This window comes from Enterobacter sp. MEB024 (assembly GCF_030209635.1).
In the GTDB taxonomy this organism is placed as follows: domain Bacteria; phylum Pseudomonadota; class Gammaproteobacteria; order Enterobacterales; family Enterobacteriaceae; genus Enterobacter; species Enterobacter ludwigii.
On the sequence record NZ_JARVRQ010000013.1, the window covers coordinates 34,731 to 57,237 of the forward strand.

Annotated in this window: 21 protein-coding genes; 10 read left to right on the plus strand and 11 right to left on the minus strand. The window is 55.4% G+C overall.

Annotated features, from left to right (window positions below; all coding sequences use genetic code 11):
• Positions 1–43 precede the first annotated feature (43 nt).
• From QRN24_RS18540 to QRN24_RS18550, 3 genes are all read right to left on the minus strand, one after another.
• On the minus strand, positions 44–1,693 hold the full coding sequence (locus QRN24_RS18540) for an alpha,alpha-trehalase (protein ID WP_020884498.1): 1,650 nt from the start codon (positions 1,691–1,693) through the stop codon (positions 44–46).
• Between the two features lie 271 nt (positions 1,694–1,964).
• Entirely contained in the window at positions 1,965–3,317 is a 1,353-nt protein-coding gene (gene gorA / locus QRN24_RS18545) for a glutathione-disulfide reductase (RefSeq protein WP_284942957.1), read from the minus strand.
• Positions 3,318–3,388: 71 nt separating this feature from the next.
• The gene (locus tag QRN24_RS18550) at positions 3,389–4,231 is read right to left on the minus strand and encodes a 23S rRNA (adenine(2030)-N(6))-methyltransferase RlmJ (protein ID WP_020884500.1); all 843 of its coding nucleotides are present in this window, start codon (positions 4,229–4,231) and stop codon (positions 3,389–3,391) included.
• Positions 4,232–4,445: 214 nt separating this feature from the next.
• Between QRN24_RS18550 and prlC the strand changes: the two genes are divergently transcribed.
• Positions 4,446–6,488, plus strand: a complete 2,043-nt coding sequence (gene prlC / locus QRN24_RS18555) for an oligopeptidase A (RefSeq protein WP_032680115.1) — start codon at positions 4,446–4,448, stop codon at positions 6,486–6,488.
• 7 nt (positions 6,489–6,495) lie between these two features.
• The gene (gene rsmJ / locus QRN24_RS18560; protein WP_040018266.1) at positions 6,496–7,257 is read left to right on the plus strand and encodes a 16S rRNA (guanine(1516)-N(2))-methyltransferase RsmJ; all 762 of its coding nucleotides are present in this window, start codon (positions 6,496–6,498) and stop codon (positions 7,255–7,257) included.
• A gap of 86 nt (positions 7,258–7,343) precedes the next feature.
• Here rsmJ and uspA read toward each other — a convergent pair whose 3' ends face one another.
• Positions 7,344–7,781 carry a universal stress protein UspA gene (uspA, locus tag QRN24_RS18565; RefSeq protein WP_003861223.1) on the minus strand — a complete coding sequence of 146 codons (438 nt, stop codon included), beginning with the start codon at positions 7,779–7,781 and terminating at the stop codon, positions 7,344–7,346.
• A 283-nt stretch (positions 7,782–8,064) separates the two neighbouring features.
• Here uspA and uspB point away from each other — a divergent pair, with 283 nt between their 5' ends.
• Entirely contained in the window at positions 8,065–8,400 is a 336-nt protein-coding gene (gene uspB, locus QRN24_RS18570; protein WP_003861224.1) for a universal stress protein UspB, read from the plus strand.
• Positions 8,401–8,454: 54 nt separating this feature from the next.
• Here uspB and pitA read toward each other — a convergent pair whose 3' ends face one another.
• A complete protein-coding gene (gene pitA / locus QRN24_RS18575; protein WP_014172068.1) occupies positions 8,455–9,954 on the minus strand; it encodes an inorganic phosphate transporter PitA in 1,500 nt (499 codons plus the stop codon).
• A gap of 229 nt (positions 9,955–10,183) precedes the next feature.
• Here pitA and QRN24_RS18580 point away from each other — a divergent pair, with 229 nt between their 5' ends.
• A complete protein-coding gene (locus QRN24_RS18580; RefSeq protein WP_284942958.1) occupies positions 10,184–11,380 on the plus strand; it encodes a BaiN/RdsA family NAD(P)/FAD-dependent oxidoreductase in 1,197 nt (398 codons plus the stop codon).
• 32 nt (positions 11,381–11,412) lie between these two features.
• Here QRN24_RS18580 and QRN24_RS18585 read toward each other — a convergent pair whose 3' ends face one another.
• Both QRN24_RS18585 and QRN24_RS18590 read right to left on the minus strand, forming a co-directional pair.
• A complete protein-coding gene (locus QRN24_RS18585) occupies positions 11,413–12,351 on the minus strand; it encodes an NAD(P)-dependent oxidoreductase (RefSeq protein WP_284942959.1) in 939 nt (312 codons plus the stop codon).
• A complete protein-coding gene (locus tag QRN24_RS18590; protein ID WP_025202818.1) occupies positions 12,351–13,043 on the minus strand; it encodes an RraA family protein in 693 nt (230 codons plus the stop codon). Before QRN24_RS18590 ends, QRN24_RS18585 begins: the two co-directional genes overlap by 1 nt.
• 169 nt (positions 13,044–13,212) lie before the next feature.
• Between QRN24_RS18590 and QRN24_RS18595 the strand changes: the two genes are divergently transcribed.
• Positions 13,213–13,950, plus strand: coding sequence for an IclR family transcriptional regulator (locus QRN24_RS18595; protein WP_020884507.1), 738 nt, complete (start codon positions 13,213–13,215; stop codon positions 13,948–13,950).
• A 37-nt stretch (positions 13,951–13,987) separates the two neighbouring features.
• On the opposite strand, the gene QRN24_RS18600 is transcribed toward QRN24_RS18595, so the two are convergent.
• Entirely contained in the window at positions 13,988–15,322 is a 1,335-nt protein-coding gene (locus QRN24_RS18600; RefSeq protein WP_078774775.1) for an MFS transporter, read from the minus strand.
• Between the two features lie 334 nt (positions 15,323–15,656).
• On the opposite strand from QRN24_RS18600, the gene QRN24_RS18605 reads away from it, so the two are divergent.
• Together QRN24_RS18605 and QRN24_RS18610 are read left to right on the plus strand one after the other, a co-directional pair.
• Entirely contained in the window at positions 15,657–16,055 is a 399-nt protein-coding gene (locus tag QRN24_RS18605; RefSeq protein WP_032680118.1) for a potassium channel family protein, read from the plus strand.
• Positions 16,056–16,220: 165 nt separating this feature from the next.
• Positions 16,221–17,249 (plus strand): TerC/Alx family metal homeostasis membrane protein, encoded by a 1,029-nt coding sequence (locus tag QRN24_RS18610; protein WP_025202820.1) that lies wholly within the window; start codon positions 16,221–16,223, stop codon positions 17,247–17,249.
• 45 nt (positions 17,250–17,294) lie between these two features.
• On the opposite strand, the gene QRN24_RS18615 is transcribed toward QRN24_RS18610, so the two are convergent.
• Complete coding sequence (locus QRN24_RS18615; protein WP_014172059.1) at positions 17,295–17,957, minus strand: HAD family hydrolase; 663 nt, start codon at positions 17,955–17,957, stop codon at positions 17,295–17,297.
• Between the two features lie 240 nt (positions 17,958–18,197).
• On the opposite strand from QRN24_RS18615, the gene QRN24_RS18620 reads away from it, so the two are divergent.
• Complete coding sequence (locus QRN24_RS18620; protein WP_059305858.1) at positions 18,198–18,725, plus strand: NlpC/P60 family protein; 528 nt, start codon at positions 18,198–18,200, stop codon at positions 18,723–18,725.
• 4 nt (positions 18,726–18,729) lie between these two features.
• Here QRN24_RS18620 and QRN24_RS18625 read toward each other — a convergent pair whose 3' ends face one another.
• Together QRN24_RS18625 and QRN24_RS18630 are read right to left on the minus strand one after the other, a co-directional pair.
• Positions 18,730–19,524, minus strand: coding sequence for an SDR family NAD(P)-dependent oxidoreductase (locus QRN24_RS18625; RefSeq protein ID WP_025202822.1), 795 nt, complete (start codon positions 19,522–19,524; stop codon positions 18,730–18,732).
• Positions 19,525–19,557: 33 nt separating this feature from the next.
• Positions 19,558–20,439: a LysR family transcriptional regulator gene (locus QRN24_RS18630; RefSeq protein WP_020884513.1), complete on the minus strand. Its 882-nt coding sequence runs from the start codon at positions 20,437–20,439 to the stop codon at positions 19,558–19,560.
• A 99-nt stretch (positions 20,440–20,538) separates the two neighbouring features.
• Between QRN24_RS18630 and QRN24_RS18635 the strand changes: the two genes are divergently transcribed.
• Both QRN24_RS18635 and arnB read left to right on the plus strand, forming a co-directional pair.
• Positions 20,539–21,045, plus strand: coding sequence for a phenolic acid decarboxylase (locus QRN24_RS18635; RefSeq protein ID WP_020884514.1), 507 nt, complete (start codon positions 20,539–20,541; stop codon positions 21,043–21,045).
• A gap of 322 nt (positions 21,046–21,367) precedes the next feature.
• On the plus strand, positions 21,368–22,507 hold the full coding sequence (gene arnB / locus QRN24_RS18640) for a UDP-4-amino-4-deoxy-L-arabinose aminotransferase (RefSeq protein ID WP_284942960.1): 1,140 nt from the start codon (positions 21,368–21,370) through the stop codon (positions 22,505–22,507).

Consider the following 22,507-nt stretch of genomic DNA (forward strand, 5'->3'; position numbering starts at 1 on the left):
CCCGGGAGGAGAGGGATGGATACGGGCATCAGACCGCAGAAAGTCACGGCTCCCCATACAACCCAATCAACCGCCGTACCACGCCGTTAGTCCAGCCGAAGCCATCCTGCAGCGGGTACTCACCCCCGCCCCCTTCGCGCGGCGTACTGCTGGCGATGTGATATTTCTCAATCAGCTTATGGTGGGCTTTATAGAAATGATTCACCGTCTGCAGCCAGCTCCAGGCAATCTCATCGCCCAGCGAGTCATTGCCGTACTGTTTGAAGCCCTGAATCGCCATCCACTGCAGCGGCGCCCAGCCGTTGGGTTTATCCCACTGCTCGCCGGTCTCGTACTCGGTGGCCAGAATCCCGCCCGGCGTCAGCAGACGTGCTTTTACCGCATCAGACAAGCGTTCAGCCTGCTCGTGGGTCGCCATGCCAACGTACAGCGGCACAATGCTCGCCGCTGAGAACAGCGCCATGACCTCGCGGCGCCAGTCGTAGTCACGGTAACAGCCATTCTCGTCATCCCACAGATACCGGTTCACCGCGGCGCGGCGATCGCTGGCTTTCTGGCGGAACAGTTCCGCGGTCTCTTTATCCCCTTTCGATGCCGAAATATTGGCGATCGCGCTTTCCAGTTTGAACAGGAACGCGTTCAAATCGATAGGAATAAACTGCGTGGTGCGGATGCTGGCAAGTCGGCCAGGCTCCCGTAGCCAGCGCGAGGAGTAATCCCAGCCGGAGGCCGCACCTGCGCGCAAATCGCGATAAACCTCATTCGGCGGACGGCCAGAGTGACGGGCGGTTTCCACATCCTCAATCCATGATTCATCGCGCGGCGTGTCACGGTCGTCCCAGTAGCGGTTTAACAGCGAGCCATCCGGCATACGCACCGCGCTGCGATAGGCCTGATTAAGCAGCAGCGATTCCGCCCCGTCCATCCAGAAGGCATGCTCCATTTTGAGGTGTTCAAGGTAGCGCTTTGCGCCGCGCACACCATCCTCTTCAAACAGCTCTACCATCAGGGCAAATACTGGCGGCTGGGAGCGGCTGAGATAATAGGTACGGTTACCGTTCGGGATATGGCCGTAGCGTTCAATCAACCACGCGAAGTTATCCGCCATACATTTCAGCAGATCGTTACGTCCGCTCTCTGCCAGACCCAGCATGGAGAAGTAGGAATCCCAGTAATAGGTCTCACTAAAACGCCCGCCGGGCACGATATAGGCCTGCGGCAGCGCCAGCAGAGAAGACCAGGGGATGTGGTCCTGCGGCTCGCGCGTCAGCACGGGCCACAGGCTGTCAATGTGCTCTTTTAGCGACAGGCCGGGGTCGGAGACATATTCCGTGGTATAGGTCTCTGGCAGCCAGAAGTGGTTCTCCACGAACCGGCGCAGGTCGAAATCCCGGTGGCGCCTGACCTTGCGATAGCGGATCAGAATATCCAGAGGATCCATCTTCGGGGCACAGTCGGGGAAGGTTTTGCTGTCCGCAAACAGCCGTGTCGACTGCACGTGCTCGAACAGTTCCAGATAGCGATCGGCGGGCGTCAGAGCATCAGAGGCGGGTAGCCCCTCAATCATTTCGGGTTCCGGCTCCGCCTCAATCATTTCATCCAGTTTTAACTCGCAGGGATCGGTCTCGTAGCGCAGCTCTTCTGCAATCTCGAACTCGATGTTCTCGGCAGCCTGTAGTTTCTGGTTGAACATGGCGATAAGGACCTCCGGTTGTGTGTTCAAAATAACAGTTTTTTCCGGGCGTCTTATAAGCGTAGACATTCGCTTCGGTGTTGGCTGAGGGAAATGTGCGGTTGATCACGTTTTTAAACGCGGGGTATTTGCGGAGTTAAAACAGTAATTGCCTGAAAAATAAAGGCTAAAATGGATTTTTAGAAAGATTTATGGGGCAAATAATTCAGAGCATTCGTTGTGCAACGATTTATGTCTGAAACAAACGCCCCTCCGCAGAGGGGCATTTTGCTTAACGCATGGTGACAAATTCTTCGGCCGCTGTCGGGTGGATCGCAACGGTGTTATCGAAGTCTTTCTTGGTGGCACCCATTTTGAGCGCCACGGCGAAGCCCTGCAGGATCTCGTCCATGCCAAAGCCAATGCCGTGGATACCGACAATCTTCTCTTCCGGACCCACGCAGACCAGCTTCATGCGGCATGGCTGACGGTGAGAGGTGACGGCGGTATACATCGCGGTGAATGCAGATTTATACACTTTCACCTGGTCGTCGCCATACTGCTCGCGCGCCTGAGGTTCTGTTAAGCCCACTGTGCCGATTGGCGGGTGGCTGAAGACCACGGTCGGAATGTTACTGTAGTCCAGATGCTCTTCCGGTTTGTTGTTAAACAGACGCTCAGAGAGGCGACGGCCCGCGGCAACCGCAACCGGCGTCAGTTCGACCGCACCGGTGTTATCGCCCACCGCGTAAATGCCCGGAACGCTGGTGTTCTGGAATTTATCGACAACGATATACCCTTTCTCATCGGTTTTAACGCCCGTCGCCGCCAGGTTGAAGTTGTCGTTAGCCGGTTCACGACCAATCGCCCAGATCAGGCAATCCATAGTCTGGCTACGGCCATCTTCCAGCTCAAGCGTCAGGCTACCGTCTGCATTTTTCACTACCGCTTTTGGCACGGCGTGGGTGTGCAGCGTTGGGCCTTCGGTATTCATCACTTCGACCAGCGTATCGACGATCAGCGGGTCAAAGTTGCGCAGCGGCGCGTGTTTACGCACGAACAGGTGCGTTTCTGCGCCCAGGCCATTAATCACACCGGCCAGTTCTACGGCGATGTATCCCGCGCCCACCACGGCAACACGTTCTGGCAGAGCAGGCAGCTCGAAGAAACCGTCGGAGTCGATACCGTATTCCACACCGGGAATATCCGGGTGGCTCGGACGCCCGCCGGTCGCGATCAGGATGTGATCGGCAGTGATCGTCTCACCGTTAACTTCGATCGTCTTCGCGTCAACAAAGCGCGCAAAACCATGAATAACATCGACGTTGTTCTTGCCCAGCACATTGTCGTACGAGGTATGAATACGGTCGATATAGGCTGTACGGCTGGCGATCAGCTTGTTCCAGTCAAAGTTATTGATGGTGGTGTCAAAGCCGTAATCCGGGCCATACATATGGATTGCTTCACGGATTTGGGCCGCATGCCACATCACTTTCTTCGGTACACAACCCACGTTGACGCAGGTGCCGCCCAGCGCTTTGGCTTCGATCAGCGCACATTTCTGGCCATACATGGCCGCGCGGTTGATGGAGGCGATGCCGCCGCTGCCGCCGCCGATTGCGATGTAGTCATAATGCTTAGTCATAGCTTTTATCCTTAATCGTGAATTGCCGCGATTGTATACCTGAAATCAATAGTTTCCACCGATGACTGCGATTACTCCGGCACGATCCAACTGACGGTGGCATGGCCCGTTCCGGCCGGCACCAGCGTCTTGTGCAGCCACGGCAGCACGTTGTTCATCTGCGCTTCGAGCTTCCATGGCGGGTTGATCACAATCATGCCGGAAGCGGTCATGCCGCGCTGGTCGCTGTCCGGGCGCACGGCCAGTTCAATTTGCAGAATTTTGCGGATACCGGTCGCTTCCAGGTCTTTGATCATGCGTTTAATTTGCGCGCGCAGCACCACCGGATACCACAGGGCATAGGTGCCCGTCGCAAAACGTTTGTAGCCGTCGTTAATACCGCTCACTACCGCCTGATAGTCGGTTTTGATCTCATAAGGCGGGTCGATCAGCACCAGACCGCGACGGGATACCGGCGGCAGTTTGGCCTTCAGCTGCTGGTAGCCATCCGCCTTTTCCACACGGGCGCGGCTGTCTTTCTGGAATTCAGAACGCAGCAGCGGGAAGTCGCTTGGGTGCAGCTCGGTCAGCTGAAGGCTGTCCTGCTCGCGCAGCAGCTGGCGGGCAATCAACGGCGAGCCAGGGTAGTAGCGCAGCTGGCCGTTGCGGTTAAAATGATTCACCACACCAATGTAGGGCTCCAGCTCTGCCGGCAGGTCGTCCTGCTGCCAGATGCGGGCGATCCCTTCCAGGTATTCCCCGGTGCGTTCGGCATGTTCGCCGCTCAGCTGATAACGTCCCGCGCCCGCGTGGGTGTCCAGATAGAGAAACGGTTTATCTTTCTCTTTGAGTGATTCAATGATCAGGCTCTGAACGGTGTGTTTAAGGACGTCGGCGTGGTTGCCTGCGTGAAAGCTGTGGCGATAACTGAGCATGAATGAATGTGTTCCAGGTAGTAAACGTAGGCCTGATAAGCGTAGCGCCATCGGGCAAAAATAGAGCGTATCGCCACAGTATACAGAAAAGTTTATCCTGCCGCGAAAGCGCAACGTCTGGCATTGAAATCCTCTACACTTATCCCCATTCTAGATCGCATATGCACAGCGCCGGATGCGCGCTTCATTCATCTTATTCAACAGGACAGCGTTTATGACCAATCCATTACTGACGCCTTTTTCGTTGCCACCGTTTTCTAAAATCCGCCCTGAGCATGTGGTTCCAGCCGTAACACAGGCGCTGGACAACTGCCGTGCGGCGGTAGAAAGCGTGGTGGCGCAGGGCGCGCCGTACACCTGGGAAAATCTGTGTCAGCCGCTGGCCGAAGTGGATGACGTGCTGGGACGCCTCTTCTCCCCGGTAAGCCATCTGAATTCAGTGAAAAACAGCCCGGAACTCCGTGAAGCGTATGAACAAACCCTGCCGTTGCTCTCTGAGTACAGCACCTGGGTTGGTCAACACGAGGGGCTGTACAAAGCCTATCGCGACCTGCGCGATGGCGACCACTATGCCGAACTCAATACCGCGCAGAAAAAATCGGTCGATAACGCTCTGCGTGATTTCGAACTCTCCGGTATTGGTTTGCCGAAAGAGAAACAGACCCGTTACGGTGAAATTGCGGCCCGTCTGTCTGAGCTGGGCAACCAGTACAGCAACAACGTGCTGGACGCGACCATGGGCTGGACGAAGCTGATTACCGACGAAGCCGAGCTGGCCGGTATGCCGGAAAGCGCGCTGGCGGCGGCGAAAGCGCAGGCCGAAGCGAAAGAGCAGGAAGGCTTCCTCTTAACCCTGGACATCCCGAGCTACCTGCCGGTCATGACCTACTGCGACAATCAGGCGCTGCGCGAAGAGATGTACCGTGCGTACAGCACCCGCGCTTCCGATCAGGGTCCGAATGCCGGTAAGTGGGATAACAGCCCGGTGATGGCTGAAATCCTCGCGCTGCGTCACGAGCTGGCACAGCTGCTGGGCTTTGAGAGCTACGCCTCCAAATCCCTCGCCACCAAAATGGCGGAAAATCCACAGCAGGTCCTCGATTTCCTGACTGACCTGGCGAAACGTGCGCGTCCGCAGGGCGAGAAAGAGCTGGCACAGCTGCGCGCCTTCGCGAAAGCGGAATACGGTGTCGATGAGCTGCAGCCGTGGGATATCGCCTGGTACAGTGAAAAACAGAAACAGCACCTTTACAGCATCAGCGATGAGCAGCTGCGTCCTTACTTCCCGGAAAACAAAGCCGTTAACGGTCTGTTTGAAGTGGTTAAACGCATTTACGGGATCACCGCCAAAGAACGTACCGACATCGACGTCTGGCATCCGGACGTGCGCTTCTTCGAACTGTATGACGAGAAGAACGAGCTGCGCGGGAGCTTCTACCTGGATCTGTACGCTCGCGAGAACAAACGCGGCGGTGCATGGATGGATGATTGCGTCGGGCAGATGCGTAAAGCGGACGGCTCCCTGCAGAAGCCGGTAGCGTACCTGACCTGTAACTTCAACCGTCCGGTGAATGGCAAGCCTGCACTGTTTACCCATGACGAAGTGATTACCCTGTTCCACGAGTTCGGCCACGGCCTGCACCATATGCTGACCCGTATCGAAACCGCAGGCGTTGCCGGTATCAGCGGTGTGCCATGGGATGCGGTCGAACTGCCAAGCCAGTTTATGGAAAACTGGTGCTGGGAGCCGGACGCGCTGGCGTTCATCTCCGGCCATTACGAAACCGGCGAGCCGCTGCCGAAAGAACTGCTGGATAAAATGCTGGCGGCGAAAAACTACCAGGCGGCGATGTTTATCCTGCGTCAGCTGGAGTTCGGCCTGTTCGACTTCCGTCTGCACGCCGAGTTTAGTCCGGAGCAGGGGGCGAAAATCCTCGAGACGCTGGCCGAGATTAAAAAGCAGGTCGCCGTTATTCCTGGCCCAACCTGGGGCCGCTTCCCGCACGCGTTCAGCCATATCTTCGCGGGCGGCTATGCGGCAGGCTATTACAGCTACCTGTGGGCCGACGTGCTGGCGGCGGATGCGTTCTCTCGCTTTGAAGAAGAGGGCATTTTCAACCGTGAAACCGGCCAGTCGTTCCTTGATAACATCCTGACGCGCGGCGGTTCTGAAGAGCCAATGGTGCTGTTCAAACGCTTCCGTGGCCGCGAGCCGCAGCTGGATGCGATGCTTGAGCACTACGGAATTAAAGGCTAACCGTTACGTGAAGATCTGTTTAGTCGATGAAACAGGCGCCGGAGACGGCGCCTTATCTGTTCTGGCCGCCCGCTGGGGGCTGGAGCATGATGATGAAAACCTGATGGCGCTGGTGATGACGCCGGCGCATCTGGAATTACGTAAGCGTGACGAACCCAGGCTCGGCGGGATATTTGTCGATTTTGTGGGGGGCGCCATGGCGCACCGGCGCAAGTTCGGCGGCGGTCGCGGTGAAGCGGTTGCCAAAGCGGTTGGCGTCAAAGGAAGCTATCTTCCGGACGTGGTGGATGCCACGGCGGGTTTAGGGCGCGATGCGTTTGTCCTGGCCTCGGTAGGGTGTCACGTGCGGATGCTGGAGCGCAATCCGGTCGTGGCCGCGCTGCTCGACGACGGGCTGACGCGCGGCTATGCCGACCCGGAGATTGGACTGTGGCTGCAGGCGCGCTTGCAGTTGATTCACGCCTCCAGCCTGACGGCGCTGACCGATATCACTCCGCGTCCGCAGGTGGTCTACCTCGACCCGATGTTCCCGCATAAGCAGAAAAGCGCGCTGGTGAAGAAAGAGATGCGGGTGTTCCAGTCGCTGGTCGGACCGGATTTAGACGCGGATGGTTTGCTGGCGCCTGCTCGTCAGCTAGCCACGAAGCGCGTGGTGGTGAAACGCCCGGACTATGCGCCGCCGCTGGCGGACGTGGCCACGGCCAATGCGGTGGTTACCAAAGGGCACCGGTTTGATATTTATTCGGGGACGCCGGAACAGGAAGGTTAGGGTGTGCAGTTTGATGCTGTCACCCCAACCCGCGCTGGAAAGAGGCTCGAACGGTTCCCTCTCCCTTTGGGAGAGGGAAAGCAGACTTACTCGTCTTCTTCGTCACGCAGTGGAACAATCAGCATATCCACATGAACGGTGTTAATCAGCTGACGCGCGGAAGACATCAGCTTGCTCCAGAAGTCCTGGTGGTGACCACAAACGACCAGGTCCATATCGTATTTCTTAATCGCATCAACCAGCACCTGACCCAGATCGCCGCTGCCGCTTAAGGTTTCGGTGATAGGGTAGCCCGCGTTGGTGGACAGTTCGCTCAGGGCGTGGTGTGTCTCTTCAGAGATGCGTTTCTGCATATCACCGAGATTGACGTCAATCAGACCGGTATAGAGGTCGGAGTAATTCACATCAACGTGGATAAGAGAAACTTTCGCGTTGTAAGGGCGTGCCATGGATACCGCTTTATCAACCAGCACTTTACTCTCCGGAGAGAGGTCTACCGCGATGAGAATGTGTTTGTAAGCCATAGTGTTACTCCTTCCTTAAGTTATCGATGACTAAATGGAAAAGCCGTCGTCTGATGCTTTCATTACGGCCCAGTAAAACATATTTTTCAAGCTTTGGTGTTGATAACGATTAACCTTGTGGCAAAAAAATTAACGGATCTCCTACACTATTTAATGAGCCGTTCGGATATTAAAACGCGAACCGGATCGACTTTTGTTCATTCTTTCACTGAACTGTCTGTCAGGGCACTGGAGTGCGGTAGCTCAGAGGCCTTGCTTCGTGGGCGTACGCCGGGGAGGATGTATGATTAGCACCGTCGCATTGTTTTGGGCGTTATGCGTGGTTTGCATAGTGAATATGGCGCGCTACTTCTCATCGTTACGTGCGCTGTTAGTGGTACTTCGTGGTTGCGATCCGTTGCTTTATCAGTATGTGGACGGTGGAGGGTTCTTCACCTCGCACGGACAGCCCAGCAAGCAGATGCGTCTGGTAGGGTATATCTATTACCAGCGCTATCGCGATCACCACGATGAAGAGTTTATTCGCCGTTGCGAGCGTCTTCGCCGTCAGTTCATTTTAACCAGCGCCCTGTGTGGTCTGGTTGTGGTCAGCATGATTGCCTTGATGATTTGGCACTGAGCATAAAAAAAGCGGGTCAGTTTCCTGACCCGCTTTTTTATCGCGTTCTGCCGATTAGATAAGCTTCAGCGAAATCCAGTACAACCCACCCGACAGCAGGATAGAGGCCGGAAGGGTAAATACCCAGGCCATCAGAATGTTGGTCACGGTTTTGCGTTGCAGACCGCCGCCGTCAACAATCATGGTCCCTGCCACGGAAGAGGAGAGTACGTGGGTGGTCGAAACTGGCATACCGGTATAGCTCGCCAGACCGATTGAAACCGCCGCCGTCATCTGCGCGGACATACCCTGCGCATACGTCATGCCTTTCTTACCGATCTTCTCGCCGATGGTGGTCGCCACACGACGCCAGCCAATCATCGTACCGATACCGAGAGCCAGTGCGACAGCCATGATGATCCAGATTGGCGCGTACTCAATAGTATTGAGCATATCGCCTTTCAGTTTCTTCAGCAGACGCTGGTCGTCAGCATTCACTTCTGGCAGCTTCGCCACTTTATCCGTGACATCAGAGATGCACAGCATAATGCGACGCAGTTGACCACGTTGCTCAACGGACAGTTTGTCGTAGCTTTCGATATTACCCAGCATGCCTTTGGCACGTTCCAGCGCGTTAATCGCGTTTGCCGGATGGCAGTGGAATTCGCCCGGCGCAGTGGTAGCGCCTGCTTCAGGAGAAGGGATCAACTGGTCAACGCCGGTTGCCTTCTTCAGCAGCTCAGGGTGTTGCTGGAAATAGATTTCAACATTGTTCACCGCATCACGGGTACGGGTGATTTCGTAACCGGAGGCGTTCATGTTGACCACGAATCCCGCCGGTGCAACGCCAATCAGTACCAGCATTACCAGACCAATGCCTTTCTGACCGTCGTTCGCGCCGTGAGAGAAGGCAACGCCGATAGCGGAAAGGATCAGGGCAATCCGCGTCCAGAATGGCGGCTTTTTCTTGCCGTCTTTCTTCTCACGCTCTGCCGGCGTCAGGTGAATACGGGAGCGTTTTTTCGTATTGCTCCAGTAACGACGCAGGATGAAAATCAATCCGCCTGCGACCACCAGACCCACGATAGGGGAGACAATCAGTGAGGCGAAAATTCCCAGCACTTTCGGGATGTTTAACGCATCAACAACCGAGGTACCGGTCATGAGGGCATTCGTTAACCCAATACCGATAATCGCGCCGATGAGGGTGTGAGAACTGGATGCAGGCAGGCCGAAATACCAGGTACCGAGGTTCCAGATAATTGCAGCAAGCAGCATTGAGAACACCATAGCGAGGCCATGGCCAGAACTAACGTTGAGAAGCAGATCCGTTGGCAACATATGCACGATCGCATATGCAACGCTCAGTCCACCCAGAAGAACACCAAAAAAGTTAAATACCGCCGCCATAACAACCGCGAGCTGCGATCGCATTGCGCGAGTGTAGATAACCGTTGCTACTGCGTTTGCAGTGTCGTGGAAGCCGTTGATCGCTTCGTAAAACAGTACAAAAACCAGAGCAAGCAATAATAAAAGCCCGGTATGTAAATCCAGGCCAGCAAACAAATGTAGCATAGGACGTTACGCCATTTTGAGGACATGAACGCGGCGCATTATCCAGGACAAATGCGCGGCGGGCAAAGTGAAATATAGCTTTTTTTTGATATAACTTCGGCTTTGTTGGCGTTAGGTAAAGAAATATATTTTATATTTCAAGTATATGACTGATATCTCGGTTAATTACGCTGGTGTGACCACAGAGGAAACTTTACAATCCGCGGCAGTTAACGAAGAGGATTTTGACGTGGAAAGGTTTGATGCCGTGGTAATTGGCGCCGGTGCGGCGGGTATGTTTTGTGCGGCGATGGCCGGACAGGCGGGTCGTCGCGTGCTGTTGCTGGATAACGGTAAAAAGCCAGGACGTAAAATTCTGATGTCCGGTGGCGGGCGTTGCAACTTTACAAATCTCTATGTCGAACCCGCAGCTTATCTGAGCCAGAACCGTCATTTTTGCAAATCGGCCCTGGCGCGTTACACCCAGTGGGACTTTATCGACCTGGTGGGTAAGCACGGTATCGCATGGCATGAGAAGACGCTGGGCCAGCTGTTCTGTGATGACTCCGCCCAGCAGATTGTCGATATGCTGGTGGCCGAGTGCGAGAAGGGCGGCGTGGTGATGCGCCTGCGCACGGAAGTGCTGGAGGTGTCCCGCGATGAGCAGGGCTACACGCTGCAGTTAAACGGGGAAAGCGTCAGCGCCGATAACCTGGTGATTGCCAGCGGTGGCCTCTCCATGCCGGGGCTCGGTGCTTCACCATTCGGCTACAAGATTGCCGAACAGTTTGGCCTGAACGTGCTGCCCACCCGTGCGGGGCTGGTACCGTTCACCCTGCATAAGCCTCTGCTGGAACAGCTCCAGACGCTTTCTGGCGTCTCGGTGCCGTCGGTCATTACGGCTGAAGACGGTACGGTGTTCCGTGAAAATCTGCTGTTTACCCACCGTGGTCTTTCCGGCCCGGCGGTACTGCAAATCTCCAGCTACTGGCAGCCAGGGGAGTTTGTCACGGTTAACCTGCTACCCGATTGCGACCTGGAGGCTTTCCTCAACGAGCAACGCGCGGCGCACCCGAATCAAAGCCTGAAAAACACGCTGGCCATGCAGTTGCCAAAACGTCTGGTGGAATGTTTGCAGGTGCTGGGGCAGATCCCCGATGTGTCGCTCAAGCAGCTTAACAGCCGCGAACAGGAGGCGCTGGTTGAGACGCTGACAGCCTGGCGGGTGCAGCCCAACGGCACCGAAGGCTACCGCACGGCGGAAGTGACGCTTGGCGGGGTCGACACCCATGAACTCTCCTCACGCACCATGGAAGCGCGCAACGTGCCGGGGCTCTATTTTATTGGCGAAGTGATGGATGTGACCGGCTGGCTCGGCGGGTACAATTTCCAGTGGGCATGGGCAAGTGCCTGGGCGTGCGCTCAGGCGCTGGCAGAAGACAAGTGACATAAGAGCACTGCCACTCGTCACAGATGGCTTTACGGGCTGGCGGTGGTTACGTCTGTTACAGCAAGAATATTGCTCGCGGCCACTGTCCCCATCTTGATATATGACGCTGCGGTAACGCCGCCAATATGCGGTGAAATAACCACGTTTTCTACGGACTGCCAGAGGTGCGGCGCCGTCAGCGGCTCGTGGGTAAAGCTGTCCAGCGCTGCGCTGTGCAGCGTGCCATCCCTGAGCGCCGCCAGTAACGATTCATCGTCGATCAGTCCGCCGCGTGCCGTATTTACCAGAATTGCGTTCCGCTTGCAGTGTGCGAGCGTCTGGCTATTGATCATCCCCCGATTCTCATCGGTCAGCGGACAGTGCAAAGAGATGACATCGGAACGGGAAAGAAGTCCTTTCAGCGTTTCTGCGCGTTCGCACAGGGCAGGCATGGACTTAGCATAGGGATCGTAAGCCAGCACCTTCATGCCGAATGCGTGGCCAATATGTGCCACACGCGAGCCGATAGCACCCAATCCGATGAGCCCTAACGTTAAGCCCTCCAGTTCAATGGATTTATGCGTTGCCTTATCCCAGTGCCCGTCTCGCAGGCGCTTGTCCAGAGGTACCACCGACTTTGCGCAGGCGAGGATCTGCGCCCAGGTATGTTCAGCCACTGCCGCCGCGTTTGTACCTGGCGCAGCGCGGACGGCGATGTTGCGCTCGGCCGCTGCCGTCTGGTCTATCACATCGATCCCGCTTCCGTGCTTGGAAATAACCTGCAGAGCGGGGGCGGCATCCATGACTTTCGCGGTAATCTTGCCGTAACGTACCAGAATCGCCACAGGATTGTGTCGTTCACACAGCGCGATCAGTTCATCTTCTGTGGGCTGGCGGCCCGCAAACACCACCTCAAAGCCCTGCAACATCACCATGGCCTGCTCCGCCAGGTCGCTTCCGGTAACCAGAACTACGTCTTTGCCCCCCATCACAGCGTCTCCCCGTCATCTAACATACCTGCCTTACGCAGCGCGTCATCAAGCCAGTGTGGACGTAAATCGCCTTCACGGATGGCGGCAAGGCGTCGGGTCTCCATCTCCAGCTTTCCTTTTGCCAGCGCGATAACTTCCTGAACCTCATCGCGCGGGATGACTACCACGCCGTCGATATCCGCGACAACCAGATCCCCGGCCTGAACCGTCGCCCCGGCGACTGAAATGGGATGATTAACCCGACCAGAAATTAGCTTTGTCGGGCCGCAGGGGTTCAGACCGGCAGAAAAGACAGGGTAGTGACCTTTGCTCAAGGTATCGGCGTCTCGTACAGCGCCATCAATAATAATGCCCGCAATGCCGCTCGCCTGAGCCTGAGTGGCCATGATTTCCCCAAGCAGCGCGCAGCTCAGGTCGCCTTTGCCATCGACGATCAGGACATCGCCGGGCTGCGCCACCGCCATCGCGGCATGAATCGCCAGATTATCACCCGGACGGACTTCAACGGTGATGGCCGGACCCGCAACGGACATGTGTGGGGCCAGCGGTTTGATGCGGCCATGAAGCGTACCGCGGCGACCGGCCACGTCGGCCAGAATAGCGGCCTGATACTCGGCAGCCCGACGAACGTCCTCGGCAGAAACGCGATCAAACTGGCGATTAATCGGTTTTTTTTCAGTAACGGACATGAATGCCTCCATATTGTTTTACTAAGTACAATGCAGGTGTACAGTGCAAAACAACTATAGCGGTGTTGCTTTCCTTTTAGCCAGACCCGAGATGGCGTTTGTGATGTAAACACGAAGTGACTCACAAAATTTGAGGTACACTCACTGCCGGGCTAACAAGGAGATAATGATGGGGAATGAAGGCGTTGTAGCGGTTGAAAAAGCGCTGGCTTTACTGGATTGCTTCCGTCCTGGAGATGAGAGCCTGACGCTGACCGCGCTGGCACAGCTATCGGGTTATCACAAAACCACGGTTTACCGCTTGATGAATTCTCTTGAACGGATGAATTACGTCGTCAGGCATGAAGACGGCAATTATGCGCTCGGCCCACGTCTGCTTTACCTCGGCAAGCTGTATGAACAATCTTTCCATCTTTCCCGAGTGGTTCAGCCAGAGCTTCAGGCCTTATCCCTGGCGTCTCAGGAGAGTGCCAGCTGGTATGTGCTGGAGGGAGGGCAGCGGCTTTGCCTGTTTCGCGCTGAAGCGTCGCATGGCCTGCGACACAGCAATCTTCCCGGTAGCCAGTTCCCGCTCGATAATTCGGCCATCAGTAAGGTATTACGCCATTGGGGGCTCAATGAGAGCCTGCCGGAGGGAGACGCTGAACTCCCATTCTACACGTCAGGCGCACGCGATCCCCACACCGCTGCGTTTGCGATGCCTGTCTTCGGCGTTCACGACAAGCTGGTTGCGGCGTTAGCCCTGACCGGCCCCATCTCACGGCTGACGGAAGATCGTCGTGAGAAGGAGATAGGTCAGTTGATGAAGGCGGCAGCAAGCCGTCTGTCGCAGAAAATGGGAGCCAGTAAGCTCTTCTGTCAGCAGTTTTTTGGGGAAACGAGCGATACGGCGGAAGAACATCTTTAAATGCAGAAGCGGGACAGTTGTCCCGCTTCTGTCAACGCTAATGCGTGACCTGTTTTTCGTGTAGCTGAGCGTTGCGGGCCTGTCGGCCCATAATGAGCACCGCTATCCCCCCGGCCACGCACAGTGCGGCCAGCGGAAGCATCGCCAGCGTGTAGCTGCCCGTCCGCTCATTGATAATGCCGTACGCGTTTACCATCACCGCCCCGCCTATCAGGTTTGCGATGGCACCAATCGCGGCCAGTCCCGCCGCCGCTGAGGTACTGCTCATCCAACCGGACGCCAGCGCCCAGAAAGGCCCTTTCATTGAATAGGCGCCTATCAGCATAATGCTGAGGATAACGATCGTGGCAGACAGCGAAACGCTCACAAAGGCGGCGAACACGCCGGCGGCAATTATGAATAGCGTGAGTGCGGTATGCCAGCGGCGTTCGTTGGTACGATCGGAATTCCGTCCCCATACAATCATGAGAACAGATGCCAGACCGTAAGGAATGGCGTTAAGCAGACCTGTCTCAAGATTATCGAGATGGAAGGATTTCAGCAGTTGAGGAGACCAGACGCTGATGGTGGTACCCGCGGACGATGCACCCGCGTAAATCAGCGCCATCAGCCAGATTTGGCGATGCTTTAGCAACTGCCAGGTGGTCTGGTGTCCGATATTCTTTTGCTGATTGCGCTCGGTTTCCAGCGTGGTTTCCAGCCAGTGTTTCTGTTCACTGCTAAGCCAGCTCGCCTGATGAGGGCGATCCCGGAGAATAAACCAGGCGGCAATACCCAGCAGCACCGCCGGCAAGCCTTCAATAATGAACAGCAGATGCCAGCCGCGAAGACCCAGCCAGCCATCCAGTGACAGTATCAACCCGGAAAGCGGGGAGCCAATGAAGTTAGCGAGCGGGATGGCGACCATAAAGGACGCAATAATGCGTGCGCGGTAGCGGGACGGGATCCACCAGGTCAGATACAGCACGACGCCCGGGAAGAAGCCCGCTTCTGCAGCACCGAGAAGAAAACGGACGATATAGAGCGACGTGGTGTTCTGCACCAGGGACATACACATGGAGACGATGCCCCAACTGATCATAATGCGCGGGATCCACAGACGGGCGCCGACTTTCTGCATGGCCAGGTTGCTGGGTACTTCAAACAGAAAATAGGCCACGAAATAAAGACTGCTGGCGAAGCCAAATGCAGCTTTGCTGAGGCCAAGGTCCTCATTCATCTGCAGCGAAGCCATGCCGATATTCCCGCGATCGATAATGGAGACCAGGTAACTGACAATCAGAAACGGGAGAATTCGCCAGATCACCTTCCGCATCGTCTCTCTTTCTATGTCCTCGGTGGCGGTAGCACCGTTACGTAAATGTTCTGTCATTGTGTCCTCGCAGGGTATGTTCTTTGTTTTATTAGGTACAACTGAGTTTTATTAAACAAAACCACTATAGCGACGGCGCGTTCTTTTTATCCAGTTAATGGAAGGTTTAAATGATGTAAATAAGAGGTGACTCACAGATAGTGCGCTCCAGATATATCGCTCACAGCAGTCGAACCAGCCGCAAAGAGGAGACTCTAAAAGGGTGATAATCACGCAGCGCAATTATTGCACCAACTTTTTTCCTCCGATCCACTAAGCTTCGACCAGGCCAGACAGCTCCAGGTGCCCCGCTGCGTTCGTGGGGTCATTTTTCTTCCCGGTCAGAGCACCTTTCATGCAGCTACTCAGCATCATTATTTTGCTTACCCTTACGGTGGTCATCCATTCGCTGTGGATGTTTTGCGTTTTAAAATTCATTAACTTAGAGGTCGGCTCTGCGGTGCGTGTGGTTTTGCGTAACGTCGGGATCGTTATCTCCATGATCTTCGCCCATCTTCTTGAAGCCGGTCTCTTCGCCGGGTTTTATTTTGTTATTGATGCATTTAACGACTGGAACACCAGCTTCTACTTTTCGCTGGTCAGTTACGCCACGGTGGGATACGGCGATGTCACGTTGCCTCAGCACTGGCGGCTGATTGGGGGTGTGGAAGGCCTGGTCGGCGCCTTGATGGTGGGCTGGTCAGTGGCGGTTCTGGTGGCCGTACTGCAGCGTTTGCGCGGCATGAGCGCCTAAACGGCAGATGCGCGACCCCATGGAGTGCGGTAAAGTACCTCTCTTTGCCGGGCCTGGAAGGCCGCGGCTTTAAGGGGTAAAGGCTGGTAAACAGCCTGCCCCTTTCCGTTCCTGGTTTACGCCAGTTTGCATGGTGCTGTGTTTTGTCTGCCAAAAGGGTTGTGTATGTCTGCTGCTCATCTCGGTTTCCCGACTGAAACCGTTGTTGTCTTTGTAGTGATGGCCGTCGGGGCGATGTTTATCGACCTCTTTATGCACCGTCACGATAAACCGATCTCGCTGAAAAGCGCTGCCATGTGGTCCCTCTTCTGGGTCATGATGGCCATGGCTTTCGCCGGGTTCCTTTATGTTCACCACGGCGCAGAGATGGCGAGCCTGTTCCTCACCGGTTACGCGCTGGAAGAGGTGCTCTCCGTCGATAACCTGTTTGTGATGATGGCGATTTTTGCCTGGTTCGGCGTGCCGGATAAATATCGTCACCGCGTCCTCTACTGGGGCGTGCTGGGGGCGATTGTTTTCCGCGGTATCTTTGTGGCCATTGGGACCAGCTTGTTAAGTCTGGGGCCTTACGTCGAGGTTATCTTCGCGCTGGTCGTCGGCTGGACGGCGGTGATGATGCTCAGACGTAATGAAGAGAGTGACGAGGTTGAAGATTACTCCGGCCATCTGGCTTACCGGCTGGTGAAACGCTTCTATCCTGTCTGGCCTAAAATCAGCAGCAATGCCTTTATTCTGACCCAGAAAGAGGTGGACGCGGAGCTGGAGAAACCTGAAAACCAGGACGTAACGGTTGGACGCGTGAAGAAGGCGAAACGCTACGCAACGCCGCTGTTGCTTTGCGTGGCGGTCGTGGAACTCTCTGATGTGATGTTCGCGTTTGACTCCGTGCCGGCCATTATTGCCGTCAGCCGTGAGCCGCTTATAATTTACAGCGCAATGATGTTCGCCATCCTCGGCTTGCGTACGCTCTACTTCGTGCTGGAAGCGCTGAAGCAGTATCTGGTGCATCTGGAGAAGGCGGTGGTGCTGCTGCTGTTCTTCGTGGCGTTCAAGCTCGGATTAAATGCCACCGATCACTTCTGGCACCACGGTTACAGCATTGGTGCCACGGCAAGCCTGTTTGTGGTGCTTGGCGTGCTGGCGCTGGGGATTATCACCAGCGTGATGTTCCCGGGTAAGAAAGAAGCCCATTAAAAGCAAAACGGCAACCTTTGGTTGCCGTTTTCGGGTAGACAGTGTCTAACACTTAATCGGTGAATGTCGACGCTTGCGCGGTGGATGGAAGTGCCGCCAGTGTGCATCCTGCGCCGCCGCCAGCAGTTCATGGTCGCCGCGGGTATCGCCCCACGCGCGCAGGTGGTAGCTATTCAGATCGCCATACACTTTTTCCAGCCTCGCCACCTTCTGGGCACAGCGGCAGTTGTTGCCGGTGATACGTCCGGTCAGCTTGCCGTCTTTCACTTCCAGCTGTGTGCCAATCAGCTTAATCCCTAGCTTGTCAGCCCATGGCTGGAGCACCAGCGCCGGGGAGGCGGAGCAGATGGTCACTTCCGCACCGGAATTCACCTCTGCGGCGACGGCCAGTACGCCGGCAGGGCGCATCAGCTTGTCCCAGTATTTTTCGCAAAACGCTTCCGCCTGCTGGCGTAGCCAGTGTTCATCCACGCCCGTCAGGAACGTTTTAATCAACACTTCCTTCAGCTCATCGCGCGTCAGCTTACGACGCACGCAGTGGAGCGTGGGCAAGGCCATACGCACCAGGCGGCCCGCGAAGTAACGTTTACCAAAGGCAAAACGCAGGAAAGGGATAAAGCTGTCGTGGTGCGTCAGTGTTCCATCAAAGTCGAAGACGGAGAGCACGTTGGATTTGGCCACGGCCTCGTCGGCAATCATATTGGTCATAAATACGTCTTAGCTAAAATACACATTCTGTTGATTAGTTTACCTGCTTTACCCTGTCTGTCCTTCTGTCTTGAGCATTTTTTTCGCGATCTTGCGATCGGAAAGTGAGTCCATTTTTGGTCTCAATAATAATTGGTTGAAAAGCGAGCTGTCTATATTATCGCCACATTGAGCGCTATTTCGGGGGAACGTTGGCCCCCACCGGTAAGGAAAATATTCACTCACTGAATCTATTTTGATATGACGTTTAGATCGCTTATTTCAATCCTCTCGTTAAGTCTGGCTTCGTTTTCGGCATTGAGTTTTCAACTGCCGGCGTCGATGCTGTCAATGAACCGCGAGCTTGCCCTTTCTCCGGCAAAATCCGCGCTGCTGCACCAGGAAACAGGACCACTGCGTAACCGGATCCTTGATCAATACCAGAAGTGGAAAGGCACCCACTATCAGTGGGGCGGGACCACACATCGGGGCGTGGACTGCTCCGCGCTGATGCAGCATCTGTTCAGCGATGCGGCGAACCTTAATCTGCCGCGCACGACGGGCGAACAGATCCATCGCGGCGTGAAGGTGGCGCAATACCGTCTGAAGGCGGGGGATTTGGTCTTCTTTCAGACCGGTCCAGACCGAAGGCACGTGGGCGTGTACATCGGCAATAGCCAGTTTATTCATGCCTCACGCAGCCAGGGCGTAACCGTTTCAACCCTGACTGATGACTACTGGCAGGCGCACTATATTACTGCCCGACGGGTCACAGACCGTTCTGTCTGAGGGATCAGATGATGTCATCCACCACGCCGCCATCGACGCGCAGTGCCGCGCCCGAGGTGGCGGAGGCCTGGGGCGAGCAGACATACACCACCATATTGGCGACTTCTTCCACCGTCGCGGCACGCTGGATAACCGAGCTCGGGCGGTGAGTCATCACAAACTCTTTCGCCAGCTCCTCCAGCGATTTGCCGGTTCTTTCGATCTCGTCTTTCATCATGCCGGCAAAACCGTCTGAAAGGGTGGGGCCGGGCAATACGCTGTTCACCGTGACACCGCTTCCCGCCACGAACTTCGCCAGCCCGCGAGCGAGCGACAGCTGCGCCGTTTTGGTCACACCATAGTGGATCATGTCCGCCGGAATATTGCAGGCCGACTCGGACGAAATAAACACCACGCGTCCCCAGCCTTTCTGCACCATACCCGGCAGCAGCGCACGGGAGATACGCACGCCGGACATCACGTTTGTCTGCCAGTAACGCTCCCAGGTGTCATCGTCGGTGCCATAAAAATCCTGCTGGCCGTAAATGCCGGCATTGTTGACCAGGATGTCGACGTGGGTCGCTACGTTCAGCAGCGATTCCACCCCTTCAGCCGTGCTGAGGTCGGCAATCGCGGCGCGTACCTGCACCCCAGGCACAACCTGTTGTAGCTGCTGGATACCTTTATTCACAGACTCCGTGCTACGGCCATTGATGATCACTTCCGCACCGCTTTCAGCCAGCCCTCGGGCTATGGCGAACCCGATCCCGCCGGTAGAGGCGGTCACCAGCGCGACTTTCCCCGTAAAATCGATCTTCATCATCTGCTCCTTATCGTGTTTAACGTTCGGACCTTAAAGCGTAGCAGGTGAGGATGGCGGCTCCTGGCTAAAAAGGCGCAGCAGGGTTTCAACCTGTTCATCCAGCGGGCCGAGCGAGCGTTTCACAATCAGGTGCAGCGGCGTAGCCCGGCGCGCGCCATGGCTAAGCGGCAGGCGTTTAAGCACCCCCAGATCAAGCTGGGTCTGAATACGCTCCTCTGGCAGCCAGCCATAGCCGACCTGGGACATCACCGCCTCTATGGCTGCGTCAATGGTGGAAAAGGTCCACGACTCACCGGCCGCACGCGCGGCGGTCTGGCTGTCGGCTATCTGAATGAGCGGCCACGGGCGCAGCATATCGTCGTTAAGCGGCGCGTCGAGGCTAAAGAGGGGATGTTGATGATGCGCCACGGCAACAAAGTCGATATTCATCAGCCATTCGCCAAGACCGGTTATGTCCTGGCGGCGGGTTAACACCATCACGTCGGCTTCATCATTAATGACATCGGTGCGGCTATTTTCCAGTACTTCGGTAAGACGGACCTGCGTTTGCGGATACAACTGCTGGAACTGACGCAAAATAGCGAACAGGCGTCGGCGCGGGAAAATGCTGTCCACCACCAGATCTAACCGCGTGCGCATTCCGTTACGCAGGCTTGCCGCACGGGTCTCAACATAGGCGAAGGCTTTCAGCAACGGTTTAACCTGGTTGAGCAGGAGTTCGCCGGCCGGGGTTAAGACAGCCCGCCGCCCCTCGGGCACCAGCAGCGCCACGCCCAGCCGCTCCTGCAGCAGCGACAGGTTATAGCTGACCGAGGACTGGCTGCGGTTGGTCTCTTCCGCTGCTTTGGCAAAGCTGCCTGCCTCGACCACTCTTTCCAGTAATGACCATTGTTCAAGCGTCGTCTTATGCATGATTAATCTAAAATTTGGATGAATTTGATTCAAACATAGCGTTATTCATTCATTTTTTGAAGGGGTACGATCGTCTCATCAAAACAAAGGAGACACATTATGAACACCTTCGACAAACATGACTTAAGCGGCTTCGTCGGCAAACACCTTGTATATACCTACGATAATGGCTGGAACTACGAGATTTATGTCAAAAATGAAACCACCCTTGATTACCGTATTCACAGCGGGATTGTGGCGAACCGTTGGGTGAAAGATCAGCAGGCTTATATTGTTCGCGTAGGGGAGAGCATCTATAAAATTTCCTGGACAGAACCAACCGGTACCGACGTGAGCCTGATTGCAAACCTGGGTGACAAACTGTTCCACGGCACCATCTTCTTCCCGCGTTGGGTGATCAACAATCCAGAAAAAACCGTCTGCTTCCAGAACGATCATATTCCATTGATGAATGCGTATCGTGATGCGGGTCCGGCATACCCCACTGAAGTCATTGATGAATTTGCGACGATCACCTTTGTTCGCGACTGTGGGGCGAATAATGAAAGCGTTATTGCCTGCGCGGCGAGCGAGTTACCAAAAAACTTTCCTGATAATTTAAAATAAGCGCGACAATTAACTAAAAAGAAAAGTTCCCGGCTATTTCTTCTTTTAAAAGAAATAGCCGGGATTTTTTTTGTTTGTTGATGTTATGTTTAAAAAATTGCAGGCAAAGGTCGAGTTTGATCACACAATAAATAATTCATAATAATTTAACTCTTTGTATTTTAAGTGGTTAATGGGTTGATAAAGTGAATGGAATGTCTTTCTTAATTTTTCCCTAAGAAATGTTAGCTACCTTGATATAAGTTTATGGTTCGTTGAAATAAACGAGCCGGCATTTGGTTAATATCAAAAGCGTGCCATTCTTATTTCAAGGAAATTAATGATGAGTGATTTTTTGCCTTTTTCCCGGCCGTCCATGGGTAGCGAGGAATTAGCGGCGTTGCAGGAGGTATTAACCTCCGGCTGGATCACCACAGGACCGAAAAATCAGGCGCTTGAAGAGGCATTCTGTCAGCTAACCGGGAATCAACATGCGATTGCCGTCAGCTCAGCGACCGCGGGAATGCATGTCACGCTGATGGCGCTGGGTATTGGTCCAGGCGATGAGGTGATTACCCCCTCCCTGACCTGGGTATCCACACTGAATATGATTGTGCTGCTGGGCGCAACCCCGGTGATGATTGATGTTGACCGGGATACGTTGATGGTCACGCCGGATGCGATCGACGCCGCCATTACGCCGCGCACAAAAGCGATTGTTCCGGTTCATTATGCCGGCGCGCCGTGTGACATCGACGCCATTCGCGCCATCGGGGAACGTCATGGTATCCCGGTCATTGAAGATGCGGCGCATGCAGCCGGCACGTACTACCACTCGCATCACGTGGGCTGGCAGGGCACCGCGATTTTCTCATTCCACGCCATTAAAAACATGACCTGCGCCGAAGGCGGGTTAGTGGTCACGGACGATGCGCAACTGGCGCAGCGGATCCGTAGCCTGAAATTCCACGGCCTGGGTGTGGACGCCTACGACCGCCAGACGCACGGTCGTGCGCCGCAGGCAGAAGTTATCACGCCCGGCTTCAAATACAACCTGGCGGATATCAACGCCGCGCTGGCGCTGGCGCAGTTGGGCAAACTGAAAGAGGCCAACGCACGACGTCATGACATTGCTGAACGCTATCTGCGCGAGCTTGCCGATACGCCGTTCCAGCCGCTGCGTATTCCTTCATGGCCGCACGTCCACGCCTGGCATCTGTTCATCATTCGCGTGGATGAAGCCCGCTGCGGGATTTCTCGCGACAACCTGATGGCAGCCCTGAAGGAAAAAGGCATTGGCACCGGCCTGCATTTCCGCGCGGCGCACACGCAAAAATACTACCGCGAGCGTTTTCCTGATGTATCGCTCCCGAATTCTGAATGGAATAGCGCGCGTATTTGTTCTCTCCCCCTTTTCCCGGACATGACTCATGACGACACAACCCGCGTCATTACCGCGCTCCATCAGCTTGCAGGAAATTGA

What these genes read in the sequence shown, in the direction of transcription:
- QRN24_RS18540 (WP_020884498.1), bottom strand. Translation starts at nt 1,693, where the DNA reads ATGTTCAACCAGAAACTACAGGCTGCCGAGAACATCGAGTTCGAGATT.
- gorA (WP_284942957.1), bottom strand. Translation starts at nt 3,317, where the DNA reads ATGACTAAGCATTATGACTACATCGCAATCGGCGGCGGCAGCGGCGGC.
- QRN24_RS18550 (WP_020884500.1), bottom strand. Translation starts at nt 4,231, where the DNA reads ATGCTCAGTTATCGCCACAGCTTTCACGCAGGCAACCACGCCGACGTC.
- prlC (WP_032680115.1), top strand. Translation starts at nt 4,446, where the DNA reads ATGACCAATCCATTACTGACGCCTTTTTCGTTGCCACCGTTTTCTAAA.
- uspA (WP_003861223.1), bottom strand. Translation starts at nt 7,781, where the DNA reads ATGGCTTACAAACACATTCTCATCGCGGTAGACCTCTCTCCGGAGAGT.
- uspB (WP_003861224.1), top strand. Translation starts at nt 8,065, where the DNA reads ATGATTAGCACCGTCGCATTGTTTTGGGCGTTATGCGTGGTTTGCATA.
- pitA (WP_014172068.1), bottom strand. Translation starts at nt 9,954, where the DNA reads ATGCTACATTTGTTTGCTGGCCTGGATTTACATACCGGGCTTTTATTA.
- QRN24_RS18585 (WP_284942959.1), bottom strand. Translation starts at nt 12,351, where the DNA reads ATGGGGGGCAAAGACGTAGTTCTGGTTACCGGAAGCGACCTGGCGGAG.
- QRN24_RS18590 (WP_025202818.1), bottom strand. Translation starts at nt 13,043, where the DNA reads ATGTCCGTTACTGAAAAAAAACCGATTAATCGCCAGTTTGATCGCGTT.
- QRN24_RS18595 (WP_020884507.1), top strand. Translation starts at nt 13,213, where the DNA reads ATGGGGAATGAAGGCGTTGTAGCGGTTGAAAAAGCGCTGGCTTTACTG.
- QRN24_RS18600 (WP_078774775.1), bottom strand. Translation starts at nt 15,322, where the DNA reads ATGACAGAACATTTACGTAACGGTGCTACCGCCACCGAGGACATAGAA.
- QRN24_RS18605 (WP_032680118.1), top strand. Translation starts at nt 15,657, where the DNA reads ATGCAGCTACTCAGCATCATTATTTTGCTTACCCTTACGGTGGTCATC.
- QRN24_RS18610 (WP_025202820.1), top strand. Translation starts at nt 16,221, where the DNA reads ATGTCTGCTGCTCATCTCGGTTTCCCGACTGAAACCGTTGTTGTCTTT.
- QRN24_RS18615 (WP_014172059.1), bottom strand. Translation starts at nt 17,957, where the DNA reads ATGACCAATATGATTGCCGACGAGGCCGTGGCCAAATCCAACGTGCTC.
- QRN24_RS18620 (WP_059305858.1), top strand. Translation starts at nt 18,198, where the DNA reads ATGACGTTTAGATCGCTTATTTCAATCCTCTCGTTAAGTCTGGCTTCG.
- QRN24_RS18625 (WP_025202822.1), bottom strand. Translation starts at nt 19,524, where the DNA reads ATGAAGATCGATTTTACGGGGAAAGTCGCGCTGGTGACCGCCTCTACC.
- QRN24_RS18630 (WP_020884513.1), bottom strand. Translation starts at nt 20,439, where the DNA reads ATGCATAAGACGACGCTTGAACAATGGTCATTACTGGAAAGAGTGGTC.
- QRN24_RS18635 (WP_020884514.1), top strand. Translation starts at nt 20,539, where the DNA reads ATGAACACCTTCGACAAACATGACTTAAGCGGCTTCGTCGGCAAACAC.
- arnB (WP_284942960.1), top strand. Translation starts at nt 21,368, where the DNA reads ATGAGTGATTTTTTGCCTTTTTCCCGGCCGTCCATGGGTAGCGAGGAA.